Genomic DNA, 23,511 nt, shown 5'->3' with positions numbered 1-23,511 from the left:
CCCGGCCCGGCGTCGCTGTTACACGCGACGAGAATCTTTTTTTAAACTTTAAAAAGGGGACGCGCGCCTCGCGGTCGCGCGTCGAGGTCGCACGTCAGTAGCCGCGGTGAGCCGGCGGCGGCGGCGCGTAGCGGTTGGGGAACGGGTCGGCGGTGTCGCGGCGGAGCAGGTCGTCGTGGCCGGCCTCGCGGAAGAAGGCGACGCCGATGACGCCGATGTTGCGCGGCTTGCCCATCTGCGCGGCGTAGCCGCTGTCGGTGTCGCTGAAGCGGAAGGCGGCGACGGTGTCGTCGGAGGTCCGCCAGCCCTCGATGGCGAAGCTGGTGTACGGAGCGACGACGTAGCCGCGCTTGTGGAAGTCGGCCTCGCCGCCGTCGAGGACGTCGAGGCCGTCGACCGAGGCGACGACCTCGACGCGCTGGGCGGTGTGATTCTCGACGCCGATGGTGTAGCGCGTGCCGATCTCTCCGACCGCGTAGACATCACCGCCGACCTGCGCGGCCGACAGCGGCGCGCCGTACTCGTCGCGCAGCGTGACGCTCACTGCGTCGCTCTGCTGGATCGCCGGGAACAGGTGGGGCGAGCCTGTCTTGTGCTGGGCGATCTGCTGCACCCCCGCGGCGTCGTTGTAGCGCAGGCTGAGCACCAGATCGGGGTTGTAGGCGTCGGCGCGCTCGAACCGGGTGCCACGCACCGAGCTCGAGCGCTGCTCGCCGTAAGCAGTGCCGAGGCCGCGCGAGCGCTCGCGCTCGGCGAGCTTGCCGCTCACGCTCGCTTCGCCGCCGCCCGGGGCCATCGGCGCGGCCTCGTCGGCAGTGTCGGAGAGCCGGAACTGGGGATCGCTAGCGGGCGTGTAGCCGGCCGACTCGGGGGCGTTCAGGTGAGCCACGCCGGGGTGTTTGGTGCAAGCGGCGAGGGCGGCGACGGAGGCGAGGAGGAGCGAGGCGACGACGGTGGAGCGGGGCATGGCGTTCGTCCGGTTGCGCGACCAGAACGCGGCCGGACGGCGGGGCTTACACCGGCGGGACGGGGGCGAGTTTGCGCGGGGAGGATGGTCTGGGGGAGCCGACAGCGTCGCGGTCGGCGGGAATCGGCCTCGGGGACGGCGATGACCTGCTCCAAAGGCAAGGTGGCTGCGAGCGGTTGCGCGAGGGCTGACGTGTCCGAAGGTCGGCCTCGGAGCAGACTCTGCTCCAAAGGCAGGGTGACCGCGAGCGGCCGCGCGAGGGCTGACGTGTCCGAAGCTCGGCTTCGGGGGCCGAGGTTGACCTGTTCCAAAGGCAAGGTGGCTGCGAGCGGCCGCGTGATTGACATGTCCCGAGGGGCAGTCGAAAGAAGTGGCGCTCGCTGTGGCGAAGCACGACGACGTGGAGCGACCCTCGGCGGGCGCGAAGGCTAGCTACGCGTCCTCGGGATGGATGTCGGCCCACTCGAGGTCGAAGCGCTGCAGGTATTTTCTCAGGCGGTCGGCGTCGTTGCTCGAGCGCTTGCGCAGGCGCGAGGCGGCGAACAGGGTCCGGCCGGCGTCGGACAGGCTGCGGGCGGCCGCGCAGACGCGCACGACCTCGGCCAGCTGGACGCGGTCGAAGGGGTCGACCTCGGCGAGGCGTTCGCGGCCGAGCAGGCGCGTGAGCAGATCGTCACCGGTGTTGACCGGCGTGCTCGACCACGCGGCGCGCAGGCGGGCGATCTCCGCCTCGACCTCGCGCACGGCGATCCGGCCGCCCGGCGCGAGCGTGGCCATGCGCTCGATCGCGGCGGCGAGGTCGCGGAAGTTGCCCGACCATACGGCGTCGGCGGTGGTGGCGAATTTTATGAACGCGGTCCGCGCCTGGCCGTAGAAGCTGGCCTTTCGGCCATGTCGTTGCGACCAGCGCTCGAGCTCGTAGTCGAGGTTGGGCTCGATGTCCTCGCGACGCTCGCGCAGGCCGGGCAGGCGGAACGACCACAGGTCGATGCGGGCCAGCAGGTCCTCGCGGAAGCGGCCGGCGACCACGTCGGCCCGCAGGTCGCGGTTGGTGCCCGCGACCAGCTGGAACTCGCTGCGGACTTCGCGGTCGCTGCCGACCGGGAGGAACACGCGGTCCTCGATCGCGCGCAGCAGCATGGCCTGCTCGTCGAGGCCGAGCTCGCCGATCTCGTCGAGGAAGAGGAGGCCGCCGTCGGCCATCTTCAGCACGCCGGCGCGGTCGCGGACGGCGCCGGTGAAGGCGCCGCGGACGTGGCCGAACAGCGCCGACATCGCCGCGTCGCCGCGCAGGGTGGCGCAGTTGAGCTCGACGAACGTGCCGCGGATCTGGTGGCGGTTCTGCTTGAGCTCGAAGATCTTGCGGGCCAGGCGGGTCTTGCCGGCGCCGGTCGGGCCCGTCAGGAGGATCGGCGCGCGCGTCACCCCGGCGACTTGCTCGATCTGGGTGATGAGCTCGTTGAAGGCCGCGTTGCGGGTGGCGATCCCGGCCTTCAGGAAGGACTCGCCGGCGCGGGCGTCCTCGGCGAAGCGCTCGGCGATCGGGGCGTAGCGGGCGAGGTCGAGGTCGATGATCGCGTGGCCGCCCGGGTCGCCCTGGTCGCGGCGGGCCGGGGGGATCGTCTGCAGCAAGCGGCCGGGCAGGTAGCGCGACTCGGTCAGCAGGAACAGGCAGATCTGCTGCACGTGCGTACCGGTGGTGATGTGCACCAGGTAGTCCTCGTCGTCCGGGCGGAACGGGTAGGCCCGCACGAAGTCGAGGAGGCCGGCGTACACCTCCTCGAAGGCCCACGGATCGGCGAAATCGAGGGTGTGCAGGCGCACCCGCGTCTCCGGTGAGACCTGGGCGATGTCGGCGGTGACCGCCTCGGCCAGCTCGGCGTGGGCGTTGCCATGGATGAGCTCGAGTCGGTCGACGATGAGGTCGTCGTGCCGGCAGAGGTCGACGGTGGGCCGCCAGCGGTCCCAGCGGTTGCGGCCGCCGATATCCATCTGGGAGCCGAGGATCCCCAGGACGACGGTGGGCCTCCGCATAAGGCGCCCAATCTATCAAAAGTTATAGATTCGGATAGAAAATTGTGCTGGCCAACCCTCGGGGGGCTTCGGTAAGATCTTGAAAATATCTCGTTAATCCCTGAGTCACGGCCGCCAGGCACGTTCTCTGCGATACCGGGCTTCAGGAGAACGCCGATGTCCAACCGTGACGCGCAAAACTACGAGGTCCATCAACCCAAGGGCGGGGTCCCGATCAAGCGCTGGACTCGCGGGGTGCAGGTCGAAGAGGACGCGATCGCGCAGCTCGAGCGGATCGCGCAGATGCCGTTCATCCACCGCTGGGTGGCGGCGATGCCCGATGTCCACCTCGGCATCGGCGCGACGGTCGGCAGCGTGGTCCCGACCGTCGGCGCGGTGATCCCGGCGGCCGTGGGCGTCGACATCGGCTGCGGGATGATGGCGGTCGAGACGAGCCTCAAGGCGTCGGACCTGCCGGACAACTTGAGCGAGGTGCGTTCGGCGATCGAGAAGGCCGTGCCGCACGGCCGCACCACCAACCACGGTCGCGACAAGGGCGCGTGGCATTCGCCGCCGGCGCCGGTGGCGACGGTGTGGAAGCAGCTGGAGTCGCGCTTCGAGGCGATCGTCGACAAGCACAAGGCGATCGAGAAGAGCAACACTGCGGTCCACCTCGGTACGCTCGGGACCGGCAACCACTTCATCGAGGTCTGCCTCGACGAGCGCGACCAGGTGTGGTTCATGCTCCACTCGGGCTCGCGCGGGGTCGGGAACCGCATCGGCTCGCACTTCATCGCCCTCGCCAAGGAGGAGATGAAGCGGTGGTTCGTGAACCTGCCCGACCACAACCTGGCGTACCTGTCCGAAGGTACCAAGTACTTCGACGACTACGTCGAGGCGGTCGAGTGGGCCCAGGACTTCGCGCGGCACAACCGCGAGCTGATGATGCAGGCGACGATCAAGGCGGTCGCCGGCTGCAAGGGCATTCCTCCGTTCACCTTCGGGGCGACGGCGGTCAACTGCCACCACAACTACGTCGCGCGCGAGCACCACTACGGCAAGGACGTGCTCGTGACCCGCAAGGGGGCGGTGCGGGCCCGCACGGGCGACCTGGGGATCATCCCGGGCAGCATGGGGACCCGCTCGTACATCGTCCGCGGCAAGGGCAACGCCGAGAGCTTCCACTCGTGCAGCCACGGGGCGGGGCGGGCGATGTCGCGGACCGAGGCGCGCAAGCGGTTCACGGTGGCCGACCACCGCAAGGCGACCGCCGGCGTCGAGTGCCGCAAGGACGAGGACGTGATCGACGAGACGCCGATGGCGTACAAGGACATCGACGCGGTGATGGAGGCGCAGCGCGACCTGGTCGAGGTCGTCCACACCCTGCGCCAGGTCGTCTGCGTGAAGGGATAGGATGCAGGCGCCGAAGGACGCGATCGTGATCGACGGCTCGGAGGGCGAGGGCGGCGGCCAGATCCTCCGCACCTCGCTGGCCCTGTCGCTCATCACGGGGCGGCCCTTCCACCTGATCAAGCTGCGGGCGCGCCGGCACAAGCCGGGGCTGCTCCGCCAGCACCTCACGGCCGTGCGCGCGGCCACCAGCGTCGGCGCGGCCAAGGTCCAGGGCGACGCGCTCGGCTCGCAAGAGCTGGTCTTTCAGCCAGGTCCGGTCAAGCACGGCGAGTACGCGTTCTCGGTCGGCAGCGCCGGCAGCGTGACGCTGGTGCTGCAGACGGTGATCTGGCCGCTGCTGCACGCGCCGGGCACGTCGACGCTGAGCTTCGAGGGCGGGACGCACAACCCGATGGCGCCGCCGTTCGAGTTCATCGCCGAGGTGTTCCTGCCGCTGCTGCGCCGCATGGGCGCGCAGGTGCAGGCGAACCTCGAGCGCGTCGGCTTCTATCCGGCCGGCGGCGGCCGCTTCACCGCCAAGGTCACCGGCGGCGAGCCGCTGCAGCCGCTGCAGTGGCACGAGCGCGGCCAGGTCGTGCGCCGCCAGGCGCGGGCGATCTACGCCAACCTGCCGAAGTCGATCGCCGACCGCGAGCTGCGGGCGGTGCAGAACCTGCTCGGATGGGAGCGCTCCGAGCTGCGCGCGATCGAGGTCGAGAGCGCCGGGCCCGGCAACGCGCTGCTGCTGTCCGTCGAGTTCGAACACGGCAGCGAGCTGTTCTCCGCGTTCGGCGAGAAGCGGATCTCCGCCGAGCAGGTCGCCGCGCGCGTGGTCAAGGAGCTCGGCGAACACCTCGGCTCCGACGCGCCCGTCGGCCCGCACCTCGCCGACCAACTGCTCATCCCGCTGGCCCTCGCCGGCGGCGGCAGCTTCCGCTCGCACGCGTTGACGCAGCACACGCTGACGAACATGGAGGTCGTCGGGCGCTTCCTGCCGGTCAAGTTCGAGGTGATCGACGCGCCCGGCGACACCCGCCGCGTGACGGTCGGCGCCCGCTGAGGCGTGGCGCGCCGCTTCGTGCTCGGCAGCGTCGAGCGCGAAGAGATGCACGCGGCAGTGACGCACCATCTGTCCGATCGGCCAGGGCGTAAAGAGCATGTCGAAGAGGCCATGTCCATGCGGACATGGCTCCGCCGAGCCCCACGAGATCGGCCTTCGGCCACCTCGTGAGCGCGGGCGCAGGGCCTGCTGCGCCGCAATTTTTCTTGACCGACTGGTCTGGTACCACTATCTTGACTGGGTGGTCCAGAATTTCTACGCTCAAGAACGGCCCCGCCCGCGGGCCTACTACCAGCACTTACACGAGATGCCTCGCATCAAGGAGTTCGAACCCGAAGCGGCGCTCGATCGCGCGCTCGATCTGTTCTGGCGCCGCGGCTACGAGGGTACCTCGCTGCGAGACCTGCTCGATCACATGGATATCTCGCGGCAGAGCCTCTACGACACCTTCGGCGACAAGCGTTCGCTCTTCTTGAAGGTGCTGGCCCGCTACGAGGCGCTCGCGGTCGAGGGCATGCTCGACACGCTGACGCGGACCGGGTGGAGCCGGCCGATCGAGCGGCCGCTGACGGCGCTGGTGGCGATCCGCGGGTTCTTCGAGCTGTTCCTGGCCGAGGTCGTGCTCGACCGCGACCGCGGCTCGTGCTTGATGGCGAACACTGCGATCGAGGTCGGCCACACGGACCCGGAGATCCAGGCGGTCGTGCGGGCCTACTTCGGGCGCGTCGAGGACGCCCTGCACGCCGCGCTGGCGCGCGCTCACGAGGCCGGAGAGCTGCGGGCCGGCAGCGAGCCGCGGGCGCTGGCCCGTCACCTGGTCAACACGCTCTACGGGCTCGGCGTCATGAGCCGCGCGGGAGCGGGGCGCGCGGCGCTGCGGCAGATGGTGGACGTCGGCCTGTCCGTGCTGGTCGCTTGAGCGAAGGCCGCTAGGCGGTCGAAGCTTTCGGGTCGATATGGCCCGAGAGACATGTAGTCGTCGTCGCGTTGAAAACTGAAGTTCGTCCGGGGAAGGCCCGGAGGAGGGTGATCATGCCGTTTGTGAATTACGCGGCCAAGGAGATCAACCTGAAGCTCGTGTATTACGGGCCAGGTCTGTCGGGCAAGACCGAGAACGCGAAGTGGATCCACCTCAGGACCGATCCGTCGCGGCGCGGGGCGCTGCTGCAGCTCAACACTGACAGCGAGCGGACCCTGTTCTTCGACTTCATGCCGCTGACGCTCGGGACCATCGGCGGGTTTCGCCTGCGTGTCCACGTGTACACGGTGCCGGGGCAGATCCACTACGCGGCCACGCGCAAGCTGGTGATGCGCTCGGCCGACGGGGTGGTGTTCGTCGCCGACTCGCAGGCGGACCGCATGGACGCCAACTGCGAGAGCCTCGACAACCTGCGCCGCGACGTCGCCGAGAACCGGCTCGAGCTCGGCGACGCGTACGTCATGCAGTACAACAAGCGCGACACGCCGGCCGCGCTCCCGCTGGCGGAGCTGCGGTCGGCGCTCAACCCGGCGGGGTGGCCGGAGTTCGAGACCGTGGCCATCCGCGGGGACGGGGTGTTCGACACGCTGCGCGCGGTGACGCGGCGGGCGATCGAGCCGCTGCAGGCGCCGCGGGCCGCCGGGCAGTGACGGCGGCCCGCATCGAGGCTGAGGGCTTCAGCCGGGGGTGAAGGCGTTGCAGGCCTGGTCGACGAGGGCGATGCCGTTGCTGAAGAACGGCGCGTAGTCGGCGGCGCAGATGCTGCCGATCGCGCCGTGGGAGAACTTGCTGACGAACTCCTGCAGGCGCGGCGCCGGGCCGCCGGCGAGGGCCTCCATGTCGGGGCTCATGTTGGGGGCGCAGCCGCCACCGGTCATGTTGCCGTCGCCGACCAGGCCGAGCACCACGACCGACTCGGCGCTGCCGCCCTTGGCCGCGACCAGCGCGTCGTACCACTCCTGCGGGCCGCCGGGCGAGCCGGTGCCGCCGTTCTCGTTGCTGTCGTCCTTGTCGGACACGAACACCACGACCAGCAGGGCGTCGCTGCGCAGGAAGCCCTCGTCACAGCCGCCGGCGCCGTTCATCGCGGCGCTGACCGCCTCGGTCGCGGCGAACATCGGCCGCTTGTCGGTCTGCGCCTCGTACTGGCCGACCGCGGCGGTGCAGCCGAACGTGGCGTGGATGTCCGGCTGGCTGTCGAGCATGTAGCGGCGGCCGTCGGCGATCTCGCAGAACTTGCCCGCGTTGCTGTAGTCGCGACCGGCGCCGTACTGCGAGGCGCACTCGCTGATCTGCAGGCCCGCGCAGGCGACACCGTTGCAGGTCTCGGCGTTGCCGCCCTCGCACGTGTTGGCGCAGCACACCGGGGCCGGACCGCAGAAGCACTTGCCGCCGCCCAGGCACTGGCTGGTGTTGGACAGCCCCTTGCCGTCGTCGGCGCCGACGGCCATGACATGCGTGTCCTGCATGCCGAGCGTCGACTTGATGCCGTCGTAGAAGGCCGGGAACGCGGCGATGAGCCCCTCCTGCTCGGACTTCATGGTGAGGTCGTTGTCGATGACGAACAGCAGGTCGACCTTCTGGCAGCCCGTCGCGGCCAGGCCGGTGGTGCCGTCGAGCCCGGTCGTCTCGGGCGGCGTCGAGGTGTCCGAGCCGCCGGCGCTCGCAGCCCCGGTGCCGCCCCCCGAGTCGTCGGGCTGGTCCGACGAGGTGTCGGCCGGCGCGTCGTCGGTGTCGACGGCCCCGGTCGCCGGTGGCGTGGCCGTGACGGCGCTCGCCGTGGTGTCGGTGTCGGAGTCCACCCCTGGCGTATCCTTGTCGACGCAGGCGGTGAGGGCCGAAGCGACCATCAGCCACCCGCCAAGAACGGTCTTCGTAGTGCGAGTCATGTCCAACTATTTAGCCCCGCCCGTGCGAACAGATGACCGGCGCGTGGGTGCCGTCACCGGCGGCGGCAATCGTCATACAGGGTGTTACCCTCAATAACATCGTTCTGTGGCTTGATTCGGGCGGGTGGGCGGATCTTTGCGAATGTCATGAGGCGTGACGACCATCATCGTCGAAGCGGCGCGCGGTATGATCATAAGGGCCGCCGCGCGCGCCCGCGGCGCGGCGGTCGCGGGACGTCGTCCGCCCTCGAGCCGGCGGGGCGCGCGGCGCGAGGGCGGGGCGAGGATCGCGGCGGCGCGGCTCAGCCGACCGGGACGAAGGTGTCGCAGGCGGTGTCGATGACGCTGACGGCCTCGAGGAAGAACGGGGTGTAGTCGGTGGAGCAGACGCTGCCGATCACGCCGCCGGAGAACATCTGGACGAACGACTGCAGGCGCGGGGCCGCCTCGCCGCCGTCCTCGTCGGGGTCCCAGACGGGCGGGCACAGGCCGCCAGGGAGGTTGCTGTCGCCGACCAGGCCGAGGACCACCGCGGCGTCCGGGACGCCGCGCTTGGCGGCCACCACCGCCTCGTACCACGCGGCCGGCTCGCCCGGCGAGCCCTCGCCCACGTCGATGTTGTCGTCCTCCTCGTCGGTGATGAGGACGAGCACGAGGATCGCGTCGTCGCGCAGAAAGCCCTCGTTGCAGCCGCCAGGGCCGTTCTGCACGTCCCCGAGGGCGGCCAGCGCGGCCTGGATCGGCCGCTCGTCGCCGCTGCCGAACGCGCCGATGCCGGCGGTGCAGGCGAAGGTCGAGACGATGTCGGGCTGCGACTGCAGCATGTAGCGGCGATCGTCGGCGATCGAGCAGCGGGTGCCGTACTGATCGAACTGACGGCCGCTGCCGTACTGGAACTCGCAGGCGTCGATGCTGACCTGGTCGCACGGGGTGCCGTTGCAGGTCGTGCCCTTGAAGATCGTGTCGCACACGTCCTGGCAGCAGGTCGGCGCGGGGGCGCAGATGCACTGCTGAAAGTCGCAGTCCTCGTCGCCGTTGCCGGGGTCACCGTCGTCGGTCGAGATCGCCATGATATGGTAGTCGTCGGCCTCGAGGGTATTCTCGATCGCGGCGATGAAGCCGGGGAACGAGGCGATCAAACTGCTCTGCTCGTCGGCCATCGAGTTGGAGTTGTCGATGACGAACAGGAAGTCGACCTTGTCGCAGCCGCGCGGGCCGAGGCCGTCGTCGCCGCTGCTGCTGTCGTCGCCGGCGGGCAGGTCGAGCTTGTCGTCCACGCCCGCGCTGGTGCCCCCGGCCTCTCCGTCGGTGAGGAAGATGCCCGGCGGCAGGCTCGCCGCGGTCGGGCCCTCGAGCGGTGGTCCACCGTCCGTGAGCTCCCCACGCTGTCCGTCATTGTCGGTACACGCGACCACGAGCGCCCACGCGAACCACAGGTGGACACGATGCGACATCGAGCGAGCCATGCCGATTCCTTAGCGCCGTCTCGGCGCCGAGGACCGTGGATGGCGTCACAGCTCAGCGCGTGGCTTCGAGGTAGCGCTGCTCGAGCGAGCGCCCCTTGCCGACGCCGGAGATGCGCGCGCCCTGGGCCAGCAGCTCGCGCAGCACTGCGGCGATGACGTCCTCGGCGGCCCGGTTCGGACCTGGCTGAAAGGACACGCGGAGCACCCGGCGCTGCGTGTCCCACTCGACCGCGACGTCGCCGAGGTGCGCGCGCAGCTGATCGATCGGCTCCGGGCCCGGCGCGAGCACCACGAACACCTCGGCGTCCTGCGCAGTGAGGGCCGACACCGCCCCCGCCTCGAGCGTCTGGCCCTTCTCGATGAAGGCCGCCTCGTCGCAGATCGCCTCGAGCTCCTGCAGGTTGTGCGACGAGATCACGATCGTGCGCTGGCCGCGGTGGCCGCGGAGCGCCTCGCGCAGGTCGTGGGCGTGACGCGGGTCGAGCCCCGCGGTCGGCTCGTCGAGGAGGATCAGCTCGGGGTCGCCGAGGAAGGCCTGCGCGACCCCGACCCGCTTGACCTGCCCGTGCGACAGGGTGCCGGCGCGCCGCCCGGCCAGCTCGCCGAGGTCGACGATCGCCAGCACGCGCTCGGCCTCGCGACGAGCTGTCTCTGGGGACATGCCCTGAAGGCGGGCTAAAAAGGTTAAATGCTCGCGCACGGTCAGCTCGCGCCCGAGCACCGCGTCCTGCGGCAGGGCCGCCAGCCGGCCCTTGAAGCGCATGACGTCCGGCGGGCCGCCGAGCACGTCGATGCTGCCCTGGTCGGCGCGGAGGAAGCCGCATACGACCGAGAAGAGGGTGGTCTTGCCGGCGCCGTTGGGGCCGATGAGGGCGAAGATCGAGCCGCGAGGGACGCGGAGATCGACGCCGCGGAGGGCGTGCACGGCGCCGAAGCGCTTGTGGACGGCGGCGAGCGCGAGCGCGGGGGCGTTCACAGGTCCCTCCGACGGAAGACCTGGAAGCCGAGCCAGGTGTAACCGGCGCACAGGGCGGCGCAGCCGGCCGCGTTCATCAACCTGTACAAAAGGTCAGGGTGGAAGAAATACGTCTTGTAGGCGAACGGGGTCAGCCAGCGCAGCGCCGACAGGCCCGGGGCGAACGCGGCCCAGATCCCGAGGATCCACAGCACGAACAGGAAGAAGGTCGCCAGGGCGCGCGCGGCTCCGGGTCCGCGCACCAGCTGCGAGGCGCAGGCGACCGGGCCGAGCACCGCGAAGGCGAACAGGGCCAGGATCGGCCAGGCGCGCAGCAAGGCGAGCACGGTGTCGACGACGTCGAAGCGCGGCAGGTAGACGCCGCCGATCAGGAGCACGGGCAGCATGCCGAGGCCGGCGATCAGCGCGACCAGCAGCACCTGCGACAGCAGCTTGCCGAGGACGAACGCGCCGCGGCTGGTCCGCAGGGCGACGAACCGGACGGTGCGCAGGTGGAGGTCGCCGGCGACGAGGTCGTAGCTGGTGAGCGCGATCAGCCACGGCAAGGCGCCGAGCGAGAACCACGCGAACACGAGCACCATCGGCGGGTAAGTCGCCAAGTGGTTTGCGATCGCCTGGTCGCCGCCCGCGATCACGTAGAGGAGGCCGCTGTAGCCGGCGGCCTCCGCGGCCCCGGCGGCGGAGGCCGCGGCGATCTTGTCTCCGGCGTCGCTCATGCCGGCGATGACCTCCGAGGTCGCCTCCTGGGCGAAGCGGACGACCTCGACGTAGATGTAGCTCGTGATCGAGGCGACGAGCAGATAGAGGAGCGCGAGGACGAGGGCGCGGCGGGTCCGGATCGATTCGCGGAGATCGAAGCCGGCGATCAGCCACGCGTCGCGCAAGAAAGTGGATGAGGTGGCCACGCCGACGCCGAGCTTATCCGAGGTCGCGGGACGCGAGAAGAGTGACAGCGCCGGCAGACCGCGGGGCGAGGCGCGTCGTTGACCCGAAGCATGACGCGCCCTCGCTATCGTCCTCGCGGTCCCGGTGCCCTCTATTTGCTCGGTGTCCTGCTCGTCGGCGGTTCGCTCGCCGCCCTGTCCACCCTGGTCCTCCCCGACGCGGCCGCGGCCAGCCAGGCGAGATGAAGGATTGGTCGGTGCGGGATCTCGACCACCCCTCGTCCCGGGTCGCGGCGGTCGTCCGCGCGCACTGACGGCCGGCGAGGCCCGGGCGAGGCGTGGTCGAGAACCCCGCCGACTCTCGACCTGTCCTTGGAGGCAGGTCCAAGGCCGCGGCGGAGCGGCCGGTGAAGCGACGATGGGCCAGAGCGTCGCCGGCGAGCGCTGGCTCGTCGCCGGGTGGTGACCCGATCGGCGCGACGAAGGTCCTCCGGGCCACGACCCCGGCCACGCTGCGGCCGGGGCGGCCGCCTGGCTGCCTTGACGGTCGCCGGCCCGAGGGCCTAGACAGGAGCGCATGACGCAGCGGAACGGCGGACGCGAGGGTCGGTCGCGGATCTTGTGGTTTCTGCCGATCGGCCTGGGGGTCGCCGGGGTGGCCTGGGCGACATGTCTGAAGGGACAGGAAGAAAAGGCGCGGGCCGAGGGCGCGAAGGAAGCCCCGGCGGTCCAGCCGGTGGTCGCCGGGCCGCCCGCGCCGGCGGTGCAGGTCGACCCGCGCAAGCTGGCGAAGGCTGCGATCGCCGGGACCGTGCGCGACGACAAGGGCCAGCCGATCGCGGGGGCGCAGGTGTGCGCGATCGCGGCGTCCGGGCTGCTCGACGCGCGCGACACCTTCACGCCGCCGTGCGCCGCCAGCGAGCGCGACGGGCACTACCGGATCGAAGGGCTGTGGGCGGTGCGGCACTCGGTGAGCGCGTCGGCGCCGGGGCACGTGCCGGCCTTCTACACGCGTGGCGATCAGCCGACCAACCTCGACATGGTCGACCTCGTGGCCGGGGGCGAGGCGCTCGGCATCGACATCACGCTGCGCGGCGGGGGCGTGGAGATCCACGGGGTCGTCAAGGATTTGAGCGGCGGGGCGGTCGAGGGCGCGATCGTCAGCGCGGGCGGGGTGTTCGCGGGCTCGGGCATGGCGTTCACCACGTCGGCCGCGGAGGGGACGTTCTCGCTGTGGCTGGCGCCGGGGCAGCCGCAGGTGTTCGCGCGCGCCGACGGCTACGCGCCGGGCAGCGACCGCGGGGCCGCGCCGGGGCACCGGTTCGAGCTGTACCTGACGCCGGAGTCGGTGCTGGTCGGCAAGGTGGTGCGCGCGGGTGACGGCTCGCCGGTGGAGGGCGCGAAGGTCACTGCGGAGCGCGGCGATACGTTCTTCGGCGGCGGCGGCGGCCTGTCGATCACCGACGCCGGCGGTAACTTCCGCATCGCCCAGCTCTCGCCCGGCGCGTACAAGCCGAGCGTGACCGCCGACGACGCGTTCGGCATGGCGGCGGAGCAGGTGGTGCTCGGGCTCGGCGAGACGTCGGAGGCGATCGTGATCGAGGCCCACCCGGCGACGACGATCGCCGGCTCCGTGGTGGTGACGCCGGGCGGAGCGTCCTGTCCGAAGGGCCAGGTGAGTCTTCATGGCGGGAACGAGCGCGAATTCGGGGCGGAGATCGAGGCCGACGGGCGGGTGCGCGTCCCGGGCCTCCTGCCGGGCAGCTACGACGTGACGGTGCGCTGCGAGGGGTTCGTGTCGGCCGAGAAGTACGCGCCGGTGACGGTCGCGGACCAGCCGATCGAGGGCCTGCGGTGGGACGTCGCGCCGGGTCAGGCGATCCGCGGCACCGTGACGACGGCGAAGGGCGAGCCGGCGGCGGGGATCAGCGTGATGGCGCGGATCAAGGCCGACGCCGGGCAGGCGCCGCCGCGCGCGTCCGGGCCGGCGTTCGTCGACTCGGACGGGCAAGGCCGCTTCGCGCTGGCGGGGCTTCAGCCCGGCAAGTACGAGGTGCGCGCGTTCTCGAAGGGCGCCAATCGGCCGACCCCGGACAAGCCGATCGAAGTGATCTTGCCCGAAGGACAGGACCTCGAGGACATCCGCGTCGAGCTGCCGGCGTCGGGGCAGGTCCGCGGCAAGGTCCGCGACGTCCACGGCAACCCGGTCGGGCGGGCGCAGGTGTCGCTGCAGGGGCCGGGGCGGCGCACGTCGGCGATGACGGGCGACGACGGGTCGTTCCACGTGCCCGAAGCGGCGGCCGGCGAGTACCGGGTGTCGGCCACGCGCGGCGGGGTCAAGCTGCGCGCGCCCGGGACCGGCGACGACGACGTGCAGGGGGCGAAAGTGACGGTCGAGGCCGACGCGGTGGCGACCGTCGAGCTGGTGGTCGAGACCGGCAACGGGAAGATCGTCGGGGTGGTGCGCGACGAGGGCGGCGCGGTGGTGAGCGACGCGTTCGTCGAGGCGACGCGCGAGTCGGAGAGCGCGCGGGGGCCCGGCGGAGCGCTGTCCCGGTTCTTCGCCCTGACCGACCGGCCGCACCTGACCGACGCCGAGGGCCGCTTCGCGGTCGAGGAGTTGTTCCCCGGCAAGTACACGGTCCGCGCGTTCCGCCGCGGCGGCGGCGAGACGACCGTCGAGCACGTGGCGCTCGGCGCCGAGGTGACGCTGACGATCGCGCCGACCGGACGGCTGGCGGGGACGGTCGCGGTGAAGGGCGGCGGGTCGCCGCAGGAGTTCTCGGCGACGCTGAGCGACGCGAAGACCGGCTACCAGCGCACCGACCGGTTCTTTCGGACAGGTGGGGCGTGGAGCTTCGCCGAGCTGCCGGCCGGCGACTACAAGCTGTCGGTCAGCGCCCCCGAGGGCACGCAGGACACCGAGGTGTCTCTCGGGTCAGGTGAGGAGCGGGCCGGGGTGCGGGTCGAGCTGGCGGCGAAGGTCAAGCTGCGCGGCACTGTGGTCGATCTCGAGGGCGCGCCGGTGGTCGGCGCGGCGGTGCGGGTCAACCAGGGCGCCGGCTTCGTGGTCGACGACCGCGACGTGCCGCGCACCGACGCCCAGGGCCGCTTCGAGGTCGAAGGGGCGCCGGTCGGCCTGGTGACGCTGCTGGTGGCGGCGCCGCGCGGCGCCGCGGTGGAGTACAGCCAGACGGTGCTGACGACCACCATCACCGGCGGGCCCGAGGTCGAGCTGCCGCCGATCCGGGTCGCCAAGCAGCGGCTCAAGCCGGGCGACGCGAGCGGAGACCTCGGCTACGCGATCAAGCTCGGCGCGCCGGCGGCCGACCCCACGCAGCGCAAGTTCGAGGTCGCGCTGGTACGGCCTGGTTCGCCGGCGGCGGCGGCCGGGCTGCGCGGCGGCGACGTGATCGTCAGCGTCGACGGCGAGGACGTGACCGGCGAGCGGCGCTACCTGTACGAGCAGCTGACGCGCGTGCCGGTCGGCACGACGCTGCGCCTCGGCTTGGCCCGCGGGGCGACTGTGGAGCTGACCACCGCGGCGCCTCCGTGAACGCGCCGCCGCGGCGACACGCGGCGGGCGATAATGTCCGCCCGGCGTTTGCGCACTTCCCACCGCCAGGGGTTTCGGGCACACCTGCGGAGGTGGCCTTCGCCTGGAACGACGCAGACGCGGACGTCTATCAGGTGGACGGCACCGAGGTGCTGCTGTGGCGTCCGGCGGAGCGGTTCCTCATCACCAGGCTCAAGGGCCAGGCGACGCTCGGGGCCCTGCAATTCTACACGGGCCGGGCCGAGCGCGAGATGAGCCTCGGCCGTCTGACCGTGTTCCACGAGTGGGCCGAGATGGCCGGCTACTCGCCCTCCGCCCGCGACGAGCTCAAGCGGTGGGGCAAGCAGCACAACGACGCGTTCGACCACGTCGAGTACCTGGTGCGCTCGAAGGTGGTGGCGATGCTGATCTCCGTGGCCGCGCTGACGCTCGGCCGCGACCTGCACGCGACCACCGACGAGGTGCAGTTCACGGACGACCTGTTCAGCGCGCTCGAGCGGCGCGGCGTGTGAGACCCGAAGGACATGTCGTAAGAAACATGTCCCGAGGGACATGGTCGGATCACTGCGGGATGACGTCGAGGTCGAGGCCGCCCGGGTACCAGTAGCTGCCGTAGTTGAGCACGCCGTAGACGCTGATGCCGACCTTCTGATCGGCGCTGACGCTGTGGCTGCCGCGGTGCCGTTGTTGAGCGGGACGTGGGCGAGGCTGAAGCCGGTGGCGCCGATGGCGGAGAAGTTGCCGACGGCGGCGCCGTCGACCTGGACGGTGGCGCCGGTCGGCGCGAGGATGTCGACGAAGTTGGCGCTCCAGCCGGGCTGGGCGTACATCAGGTAGTTCGAGCGGAACTGGGCCGTCGGCACCGCGAGGAGCATGGCCGGATCGGAGGTGCCGTAGCCGGCGTCCTGGCCGACCATGTACTCGGCGACGAGGATCTTCTTGTCGGCGGTGACGACGAACTTGGCGACCGTGGTCGGGATCTCGACGAAGTCGCCGGCGTTGGCGAGGACCTTGCCCACCGGCTGGTCGGGATCGAAGGTGAGGGTGGTGTTGGCCTCGGAGGCGACGATGCGGACGATCACGGCCTTCTCGGCGTTGCCGTTGTCCTGCGACGGCGGGACGACGATGTACTCCTTGGCCAGGGCCTCGATCGGGAACATCGACTCCTCGAGGTGATCGCAGGCGGTGACGCCGATCGGGACCTGGGTGCACTCGTGGCCGCCGAACACCTGCACGGGCTTGTCGGCGGTGACGATGGCGCCGGTCTCGTCGCCGTTGGTGGCCGAGAGGACCTGAATGACGTCGCCCTCGTTGAGCACGACGACGCCGTTGCCCTGGCCGTCGACGCCGCCGCCGGCCTGGGTCGGGGTGCCGCCCTTGGGCGCCTTGAGGGTGACCGTGGTGTTGTCGTGGCGCGCGGTGACGGCGTAGAAGCCGGCGTAGCCGAAGCCGTTCCAGAACGGCCACGAGGCGACCAGGTAGTTGCCGGTCCAGGTGTTGACCGGCAGCAGCAGCGAGGCGTCGTTGGTGACGTCGGCGTTGAGCGGGTTGAACTGGTAGACGGTGACCGGCTGGGTCGAGCGCAGGCGGTAGGCGCCGTCGGTCACGAGGACGGAGGGGCCGGTGCCGGAGTACAGCTCGGCGACCCACGGCAGCTCCATCACCTGGACGCTGTTGGCGGGGACGGTGGCCATGGCCACCGGGTTGCCGCCGCGCGTGACCGTGACGTTGGCCGGGCTCGCGCTGGTGTTGGCGACGGCGACCGCGTACGGGTTGGCCTGGAAGCCGTCGAGCTGCTGCAGCACGGTGGGGTAGTAGTCGCAGCCGATGTACGACAGGCCGAGGTCGGCGCACGCGCCCAGGCACTGGCCGGTGCCCGGGTCGCACGCGAGGCCCTGCACCGGATCGCAGTCGTTCTGGTCCTCCCAGCCGCTGCCGTCCTGCTTGCACACCTGCGAGACCTGACCGACGCACTGGGTCGAGCCGGGCACGCAGGTGACGCAGCCGAGCGGCTCGGCGCAGGCCATCGCGCACGGGGTCTCTGACTTGAAGCCGCCCATGCCGTCGCACACCTTGGCGGTGGTGCCGTCGCACTCGATCTGGTCTTCGGGACAGGGACCTTCGCTGGTGGTGGTGGTGTCCGGACCGTCGGTGGTCGGGCCGACGGTGGTCGAGGTCGTCGAGGTCGGCAGGGTGGTGATCGAGTCGACGCCGTCGGTGGTGCTGGTGCCGTCGCTGTCGCTGGCAGTGCCGCCGTCGGTCGAGGTGCCGGTGCCCGTGGGCGTGTCGGTCGACACGGTGGTCGACGGGTTCACCGTCGAGTTGGTGGTCGGCAGGGTGGCCGAGGCCGAGTCGAGGCGCCCGCCGTCGTCGCTGCACGCGGCGAGTGGGAGGGCGACACCAAGAGTAAGCAAGCTGCGAGCTGTCCAGACCATGACGTCCGCCATACCACGAGGACGCGCGATCGGGGGCGGCGTCGCGGCGATGCGACACACGGCGCACGGTCGCGCGCCGTCCGGATGACGCGACTGCAACACGCGCTCGTCCTTCGATCGACGACCGCGAAACCCCCGGTGAGATGAAGTTGGCTTCACGGGTTTCACCGGCGGTGGACACGCGGCAGCGCGGCGTCGTGCGAGAACGCGCAGTGGCCACGGATGCGGGCAGAAGTGCCCGTGTCCGATGTTCTAGGTTCTGTGCTAAGTGGTCGGTTCGCACCGCGAGGACCACCACGATGAACCTTCGACCGCTCGGCTCCACCGGTCTCCAAGTGTCCTGCATCGGCCTCGGCGGCATGCCGCTCTCGCTGGAAGGCAGGCCGGCGAAGTCGGAGGCGATCAAGGTGGTGCACGCGTCGCTGCGCGCCGGCGTGACGCTGATCGACACCGCCGACGTGTACTGCCTCGACCAGGCGGAGATCGGGCACAACGAGAAGCTGATCGAGGCGGCGCTCGAGCAGTGGCCCGCGCCCGAGTCGGTGGTCGTCGCGACCAAGGGCGGGCTCACCCGACCCGGCGGCGCATGGGTCACCGATGCTCACCCCCGTCGACTCAAGGCGGCCTGCGAGGCCAGCCTCAAGGCGCTGAAGGTCCCCGCGATCACGCTCTACCAGCTCCACGCGGTCGACGACGTGGTGCAGCTCGAAGACAGCGTCGGCGCGCTCGCCGAGCTGCGCCGCGCCGGCAAGATCATGCACATCGGTCTGTCCAATGTGACAGCGGCGCAGATCCGCCGCGCCCAGCAGGTGGCGCCGATCGTCAGTGTGCAGAATCGCTGCGGCGTGTTCGACCGCCGCGACTTCAGCAATGGGGTGATCTCCTTGTGCGAGGCGGAGAAGATCGCCTACCTCGCCTACAGCCCCGTCAACGGCTCGCGCGGCAAGCACCGCGTCGCGGACGATCCGACGCTCCGCCGCGTCGCCGCCGACCACGGGGTGTCCCCGTTCCAGATCGCCCTCGCGTGGCTCCTGGCCCGTTCGCCGGTGATCATCCCGATCCCGGGGGCGAGCAAGATCACCAGCGCCATCGACAGCGCGGCGGCTGGGGCGCTGACCCTGTCGAGCGACGACCTCGCCGCGCTGGAGCATGCGTTCCCGGTGGCGCAGGCGTCTCCGTCGGCAGCGCGCGCCGTCTGAGGACCCCTTTACGGCGTTTTGCGGCGTGATACGGTCGCCGCGCATGACTGAAGGTCCCGATCTCGCAGGGCGACTGGCGCTGTTCCAGGCGGTGGCCGACTCGATGCCGTGGGCGATGTTCTGGAAGGACCGCGACTCGCGGTACCTGGGCGGCAATCGGGCGATGGCGAAGCTCTGCGGCCTGGCCTCGCCGCAGGACCTGGTGGGGCTGGCGGACACGGACCTGTGGTGGCGAGACAACGCCGCGGAGTACCGCGCGGACGACGTCGACGTGATCGAGTCGGGCGAGCAGCGGCTGTATGTGCGCCTGGCCTTCCCCGACGAGAAAGGCGGCACGATCTGGGTCGACCGCCACCGCATCCCGCTGCGCGACGCGAGCGGGGCGATCGTCGGCGTGATCGGGTGGTTCGAGGACGTGACCGCCAAGAAGCTGGCCGAGGACGCCGAGGCGCAGGCCCAGCTCGAGGCGACGCTCGAGATGGCGACGCCGCTCCTGCCGGTGGCCGAGGGCGTGCTGGTGATGCCGCTGATCGGCAAGCTCGACGCCCAGCGGGCGACGCAGATGACCGACACGCTGCTGTCCGGGGTGACGCAGCACCGCGCCCACACTGCGATCCTCGATGTCACCGGCGTGCGCCGCATGGACACTGTGGCGATCGAGGCGCTCGCCAGGGCGGCCGCGGGCGTCCGCCTGCTCGGTGCGGCGGCGGTGGTGACCGGCGTCGGGCCGACCGTGGCGCAGGCGATCGTGCGGCTCGGCGTCGACTTCGGCCAGGTCACAGTGCTAGGCGACCTCAAGGCGGGGGTGGCCCACGCCCTCGCGTCGGCGCCGGGGCGCCGCGCCTGAGCGCGCCAGCCGGGCGCCCGAGCCCGCTGGCGCCGACAAACCGCGGGCGTGGTAGCCTGCCCGTCCGTCCATGCACGCCCTGTGGTTCATGATCCTGGCTCTGGCGGTGCTGGCGATCGCCTACCGCTACTACTCGGCGTTCCTGGCGGCCAGGGTGCTGGTGCTCGACGACGCCCGTCGCACGCCGGCGCACGAGCGCAACGACGGCCAGAACTACCACCCGACGTCGCGCTGGGTGCTGTTCGGCCACCACTTCGCGGCCATCACCGGCGCGGGTCCGCTGGTGGGCCCGGTGCTGGCGGCCCAGTTCGGCTTTTTGCCCGGGTACTCGTGGATCTTGATCGGGGTGGTCCTCGGCGGGGCGGTCCACGATCTGGTGATGCTGACTGCGTCGGTGCGCCGCGGCGGCCGCTCGCTGGCGGAGATCGCCCGCGACGAGCTCGGCCCCGGCGTCGGTGCGGTCGCGGGCGTGGCGATCCTGTTCATCGTCGTCATCGCCCTCGCGGGCCTCGGCCGCGTGGTCGTCGGCGCATTGGCCGAGAGCGCGTGGGGCGTGTTCACCATCGGCGCGTCGATCCCCATCGCGCTGGCGATGGGCCTTTTCATCTACAAGGTGCGCGGCGGCAGCTCGCAGGGGGTGCGCGAGGCGACCGCCGTCGGGGTGCTGCTGTTGTTGGTGTGCGTGGTGTTCGGCAAGCAGGTCCAGGACTCGAGCCTGGGCCAGATGCTGCAATTGTCGGAGACGACGATCACCCTGCTGATCGCGGCCTACGGGTTCGTCGCCAGCGTGCTGCCGGTGTGGATGCTGCTGTGCCCGCGCGATTATCTGTCGTCGTACATGAAGATCGGGACGATCGCGCTCCTGGTGCTGGGGATCGTGCTGGTCAACCCGGTGATCGAGATGCCGCTCGTCAACGCGGTCGGGGCCGGGACGATCGCGGTCGACGGCGAGGTGTTCCCGGCGGTGGTCCGCGGCTCGCTGTTCCCGTTCGTGTTCATCACCATCGCCTGCGGGGCGATCTCGGGCTTCCACGCGCTGATCGCCTCGGGCACCACGCCGAAGATGATCGACAAGGAGTCCGACATCCGCCCGATCGGCTACGGGGCGATGCTGATGGAAGGGCTGGTCGGCATCACGGCGCTGCTGGCCGCCACCGCGCTGCCGCCCGCCGATTACTTCGCCATCAACACCGACCCGAAGATCGCGGTGGTGGCCGACGCGAAGGGCGGGTTGGCGCCGTCGCAGGCGGCCCTGGCGGCGCTCGACCCGGTGATGACTGCGGAGGATCGGCGACGGCTCGGCCTGACGGAGGGCCAGTCGGCGACTGCCGCCGCCGAAAAGACGCTCAAGCTGTCGGAGGTGCTGCGCCTGTCCAATGGGTCACTCGCAGCATTGGGCTTCCACGCAGACCCGGGCTCGGTCCACGCGTCGGAGCTCAGCGTCGCCGACTTCAAGCGCCTCGGCGTCAAGGTCGAGGACCTGCCGACCTTGGCCGAGGCGACCGACGAGGTGATCGCGGCGCGCACGGGCGGGGCGGTGTCGCTGGCGGTCGGGATGGCGCGGGTGTTCTCCGGCCTGCCCGGCATGCGCACGCTGCTCGACTATTGGTACCACTTCGCCATCATGTTCGAGGCGTTGTTCATCCTGACGACGATCGACACAGGGACGCGGGTGGGCCGATTCCTGCTGCAGGAGTTCTTGGGAAGATTCCACCGCAAGCTCGGCGACCCGTCGTGGCTGCCGGGGGCGGTGCTGTCGTCGCTGGTGATCGTGGCCGGGTGGAGTTACTTCATCCTCACCGGATCGATCGCCACGATCTGGCCGATGTTCGGCATCGCCAATCAGCTGCTGGCCTCGGTGGCGCTGGCGGTCGGGACGACGATCGTGCTCAAGGAGGGCCGCCGCCCGGCCTACGCGTGGGTGACGCTCGGACCGCTGCTGTTCGTCGGCACGACGACGCTGACGGCCGGCTTCCGCTCGCTGGTCGAGGTCTACGTGCCGATGACCCGCGACCCGGCGACCGCGACGATGGGGGTGGTCAATACGGTGGTGACGGCGACGCTGCTGACGTGCGTGCTGGCGATCGTGGTGATGAGCGCCCGCAAGTGGCGCGAGCTCCTGCGCGCGCGCGCGGCCGCATGAGCGTCGGCGCGCGTAAAGGCGTGGCAAGCTCGACCGCATGAGCAGCGACGCCATGTACGCGATCCGCCGGGCCGGGCGCGACAGCTTCTATGCCGGTCGCTGGTCGGCGCCGCAGATCGCCCACACGCTGCTGCGCGGGTCGGAGCACATCGACGAGTACGTCGGCAGCCTCGATCCGAAGCGCGCGCCGGACATGGACATCTGCCTGTGCGGCGCAGTGTTCGTCGACTTCGACCGCCGCGCGCTGCTCTACTGGGCAGGCGACCTGTTCGGGTCCGGGCCGCTGCGCGGCGATTTTGTGCGGCTGTTGACGACGCGGTGGCCGCAGTGGCGCCTGCGTCAGGCCGCGCTGCCGCTCCAGGAGTTCGCGGCGGCGCTCGGGCGGACACCGCCGGAGCTCGAGCAGGCGCGCGCAGACGCGACCCTCGTCGACGCCGGCGACGACCTGTTCACTGCCGCGTGGCTCGAACACCAGGCCGACTTCGCGTGCGTGGCCGACGACCAGGCGGCGTGGATCGCCGCCGAGGGCGTCGAGGCGGTGCGCGCCTTCGCCGAGCGAGGCCTTGAGGCGTGGGTCACGGTGCGCGCGGCCGACGGCACGCTGTACGACCAGCGCTGCTTCTCCGGGGCGCTCGGCAGCTTGCTTCGCCTCGGCCCGCGGCTCGCCGCGCTCGCGCAGCTCGGCGGACCACGGCCCGGGATGCTGCGGCCGGGGCTCGAACGCGACGTCCGCGAGACGCTCTTCGTCGACGAGGCGCGACGCAGCGTCCACTGGTGGCAGGCCGATCCGCCGTGGGCGCACCCGGGGCCGGGGTGCGCTGCGCTGTGGCCGGGGTGGACGCTCGAGCTCGACGAGGGCGGCCTGCGCAGCCACGTCGAGCGATCGGGCCGCATGTTCGCGGCGATCCGGATGACCCGCGAGGAGCGGCTCGCGGCCCTGATCGGTCAGGTCCCGCGGACGCTGCGCGGAGACTTCACCGCGCTGCCGCGCCTGGTCGGGGCGTCGGTCCCCGCCGCGGCGCCTCCGGGGCTCCCTGCGGACGTGTTGAGCACGCTCGTGGCGCTGGCCGATCGCGCCGACGAGTGAGAGCGCCGCCCGCGAGCTCGGTCTCAGAGAACCGCGTCGAGTGATGACAGGTCTGTTTGGACATGACTTTTAAAGCATGTCCTTTAAAACATGTGATCGCGGTGGTGGCGCTCCGCGGGCGCCGCGCGGCGCGGACGCGGTCGGGTATGCGCGCGAGGACCCGGGCGATCGGCGACCGTTGACACCCTCGCGGCGCGGTCCCTAAGTTTTAAAAACTCCTGCATGCCGCTCCGCTTCGAAGAGGCCCGGACTCCCAGGGGCGCGCCGCTGCTGATCATCCGCTCCAGCGGCCTCGTCGCGCTGGCCGACGCAGAGGCGTTCGGCGCCCGCGTCGAGCCCGGGGGGCCGAATCACATGTGGCGGGTGCTGCTGCTGACGGAGAAGGGGATCGAGTACGAGCCCGAGGCGCGCAGGTACTTCCCGACGACGCAGGGCAAGTACCTCGGGATCGCCGCGGTGGTGACGAACGGGATCGTGCGCGCGGCGATCAACGTGATGATCCGGTTCGCCGGCGGGGCCCGCGACTTCCGCTCGTTCTCCGCCGAGGCCGAGGCGCTGGCCTGGCTCGACAGCCTCCCGGACGCCGCAGGTTGAGCGGGCCGATCGGTGTCAAGAGAC

At 71.0% G+C, this 23,511-nt stretch carries 17 protein-coding genes; 10 read left to right on the top strand and 7 right to left on the bottom strand.

The features are described from left to right. Window positions 1-94 precede the first annotated feature (94 nt). Together OV090_RS17465 and rtcR are read right to left on the bottom strand one after the other, a co-directional pair. A complete protein-coding gene (locus OV090_RS17465; protein ID WP_267704830.1) occupies window positions 95-967 on the bottom strand; it encodes a hypothetical protein in 873 nt (290 codons plus the stop codon). Between the two features lie 432 nt (window positions 968-1,399). Next, window positions 1,400-3,001, bottom strand: a complete 1,602-nt coding sequence (gene rtcR, locus OV090_RS17460; RefSeq protein WP_267704829.1) for an RNA repair transcriptional activator RtcR — start codon at window positions 2,999-3,001, stop codon at window positions 1,400-1,402. Window positions 3,002-3,157: 156 nt separating this feature from the next. Between rtcR and OV090_RS17455 the strand changes: the two genes are divergently transcribed. The 4 genes from OV090_RS17455 to OV090_RS17440 all read left to right on the top strand — a co-directional run bounded on the left by OV090_RS17455 (window position 3,158) and on the right by OV090_RS17440 (window position 7,061). After that, complete coding sequence (locus OV090_RS17455) at window positions 3,158-4,393, top strand: RtcB family protein (protein WP_267704828.1); 1,236 nt, start codon at window positions 3,158-3,160, stop codon at window positions 4,391-4,393. Window position 4,394: 1 nt separating this feature from the next. Next, window positions 4,395-5,432 (top strand): RNA 3'-terminal phosphate cyclase, encoded by a 1,038-nt coding sequence (rtcA, locus tag OV090_RS17450; protein WP_267704827.1) that lies wholly within the window; start codon window positions 4,395-4,397, stop codon window positions 5,430-5,432. A 307-nt stretch (window positions 5,433-5,739) separates the two neighbouring features. Continuing rightward, a complete protein-coding gene (locus OV090_RS17445; RefSeq protein ID WP_267704826.1) occupies window positions 5,740-6,351 on the top strand; it encodes a TetR/AcrR family transcriptional regulator in 612 nt (203 codons plus the stop codon). A gap of 113 nt (window positions 6,352-6,464) precedes the next feature. Continuing rightward, window positions 6,465-7,061, top strand: coding sequence for an ADP-ribosylation factor-like protein (locus tag OV090_RS17440; protein ID WP_267704825.1), 597 nt, complete (start codon window positions 6,465-6,467; stop codon window positions 7,059-7,061). Window positions 7,062-7,088: 27 nt separating this feature from the next. Here OV090_RS17440 and OV090_RS17435 read toward each other — a convergent pair whose 3' ends face one another. The 4 genes from OV090_RS17435 to OV090_RS50720 all read right to left on the bottom strand — a co-directional run bounded on the left by OV090_RS17435 (window position 7,089) and on the right by OV090_RS50720 (window position 11,647). Next, complete coding sequence (locus OV090_RS17435; protein ID WP_267704824.1) at window positions 7,089-8,300, bottom strand: hypothetical protein; 1,212 nt, start codon at window positions 8,298-8,300, stop codon at window positions 7,089-7,091. A gap of 302 nt (window positions 8,301-8,602) precedes the next feature. After that, complete coding sequence (locus OV090_RS17430; RefSeq protein WP_267704823.1) at window positions 8,603-9,766, bottom strand: hypothetical protein; 1,164 nt, start codon at window positions 9,764-9,766, stop codon at window positions 8,603-8,605. A 52-nt stretch (window positions 9,767-9,818) separates the two neighbouring features. Next, entirely contained in the window at window positions 9,819-10,742 is a 924-nt protein-coding gene (locus OV090_RS17425; protein WP_267704822.1) for an ABC transporter ATP-binding protein, read from the bottom strand. Further along, entirely contained in the window at window positions 10,739-11,647 is a 909-nt protein-coding gene (locus OV090_RS50720; RefSeq protein ID WP_267704821.1) for an ABC transporter permease subunit, read from the bottom strand. Before OV090_RS50720 ends, OV090_RS17425 begins: the two co-directional genes overlap by 4 nt. A 556-nt stretch (window positions 11,648-12,203) precedes the next feature. Between OV090_RS50720 and OV090_RS17415 the strand changes: the two genes are divergently transcribed. Next, a complete protein-coding gene (locus tag OV090_RS17415) occupies window positions 12,204-15,182 on the top strand; it encodes a carboxypeptidase regulatory-like domain-containing protein (RefSeq protein WP_267704820.1) in 2,979 nt (992 codons plus the stop codon). Here OV090_RS17415 and OV090_RS17410 read toward each other — a convergent pair. Further along, a complete protein-coding gene (locus OV090_RS17410) occupies window positions 15,080-17,617 on the bottom strand; it encodes an IgGFc-binding protein (RefSeq protein ID WP_267704819.1) in 2,538 nt (845 codons plus the stop codon). The genes OV090_RS17415 and OV090_RS17410 overlap by 103 nt on opposite strands. A 299-nt stretch (window positions 17,618-17,916) precedes the next feature. On the opposite strand from OV090_RS17410, the gene OV090_RS17405 reads away from it, so the two are divergent. The 5 genes from OV090_RS17405 to OV090_RS17385 all read left to right on the top strand — a co-directional run bounded on the left by OV090_RS17405 (window position 17,917) and on the right by OV090_RS17385 (window position 23,487). Further along, window positions 17,917-18,816, top strand: a complete 900-nt coding sequence (locus tag OV090_RS17405; protein ID WP_267704818.1) for an aldo/keto reductase — start codon at window positions 17,917-17,919, stop codon at window positions 18,814-18,816. Window positions 18,817-18,859: 43 nt separating this feature from the next. Further along, complete coding sequence (locus OV090_RS17400) at window positions 18,860-19,663, top strand: PAS domain-containing protein (protein WP_267704817.1); 804 nt, start codon at window positions 18,860-18,862, stop codon at window positions 19,661-19,663. A gap of 70 nt (window positions 19,664-19,733) precedes the next feature. Next, entirely contained in the window at window positions 19,734-21,806 is a 2,073-nt protein-coding gene (locus OV090_RS17395) for a carbon starvation protein A (protein WP_267704816.1), read from the top strand. Between the two features lie 37 nt (window positions 21,807-21,843). Next, window positions 21,844-22,893: a hypothetical protein gene (locus OV090_RS17390; protein ID WP_267704815.1), complete on the top strand. Its 1,050-nt coding sequence runs from the start codon at window positions 21,844-21,846 to the stop codon at window positions 22,891-22,893. Between the two features lie 222 nt (window positions 22,894-23,115). Next, the gene (locus tag OV090_RS17385; protein WP_267704814.1) at window positions 23,116-23,487 is read left to right on the top strand and encodes a hypothetical protein; all 372 of its coding nucleotides are present in this window, start codon (window positions 23,116-23,118) and stop codon (window positions 23,485-23,487) included. The last annotated feature ends 24 nt before the right edge of the window (window positions 23,488-23,511 follow it).

It is taken from the genome of Nannocystis sp. RBIL2, from assembly GCF_026626745.1.
Taxonomy (GTDB): domain Bacteria; phylum Myxococcota_A; class Polyangia; order Nannocystales; family Nannocystaceae; genus Nannocystis.
The sequence above is the reverse complement of the archived record's forward strand: the minus strand, read 5'-3'. Positions and strand labels throughout refer to the sequence as shown.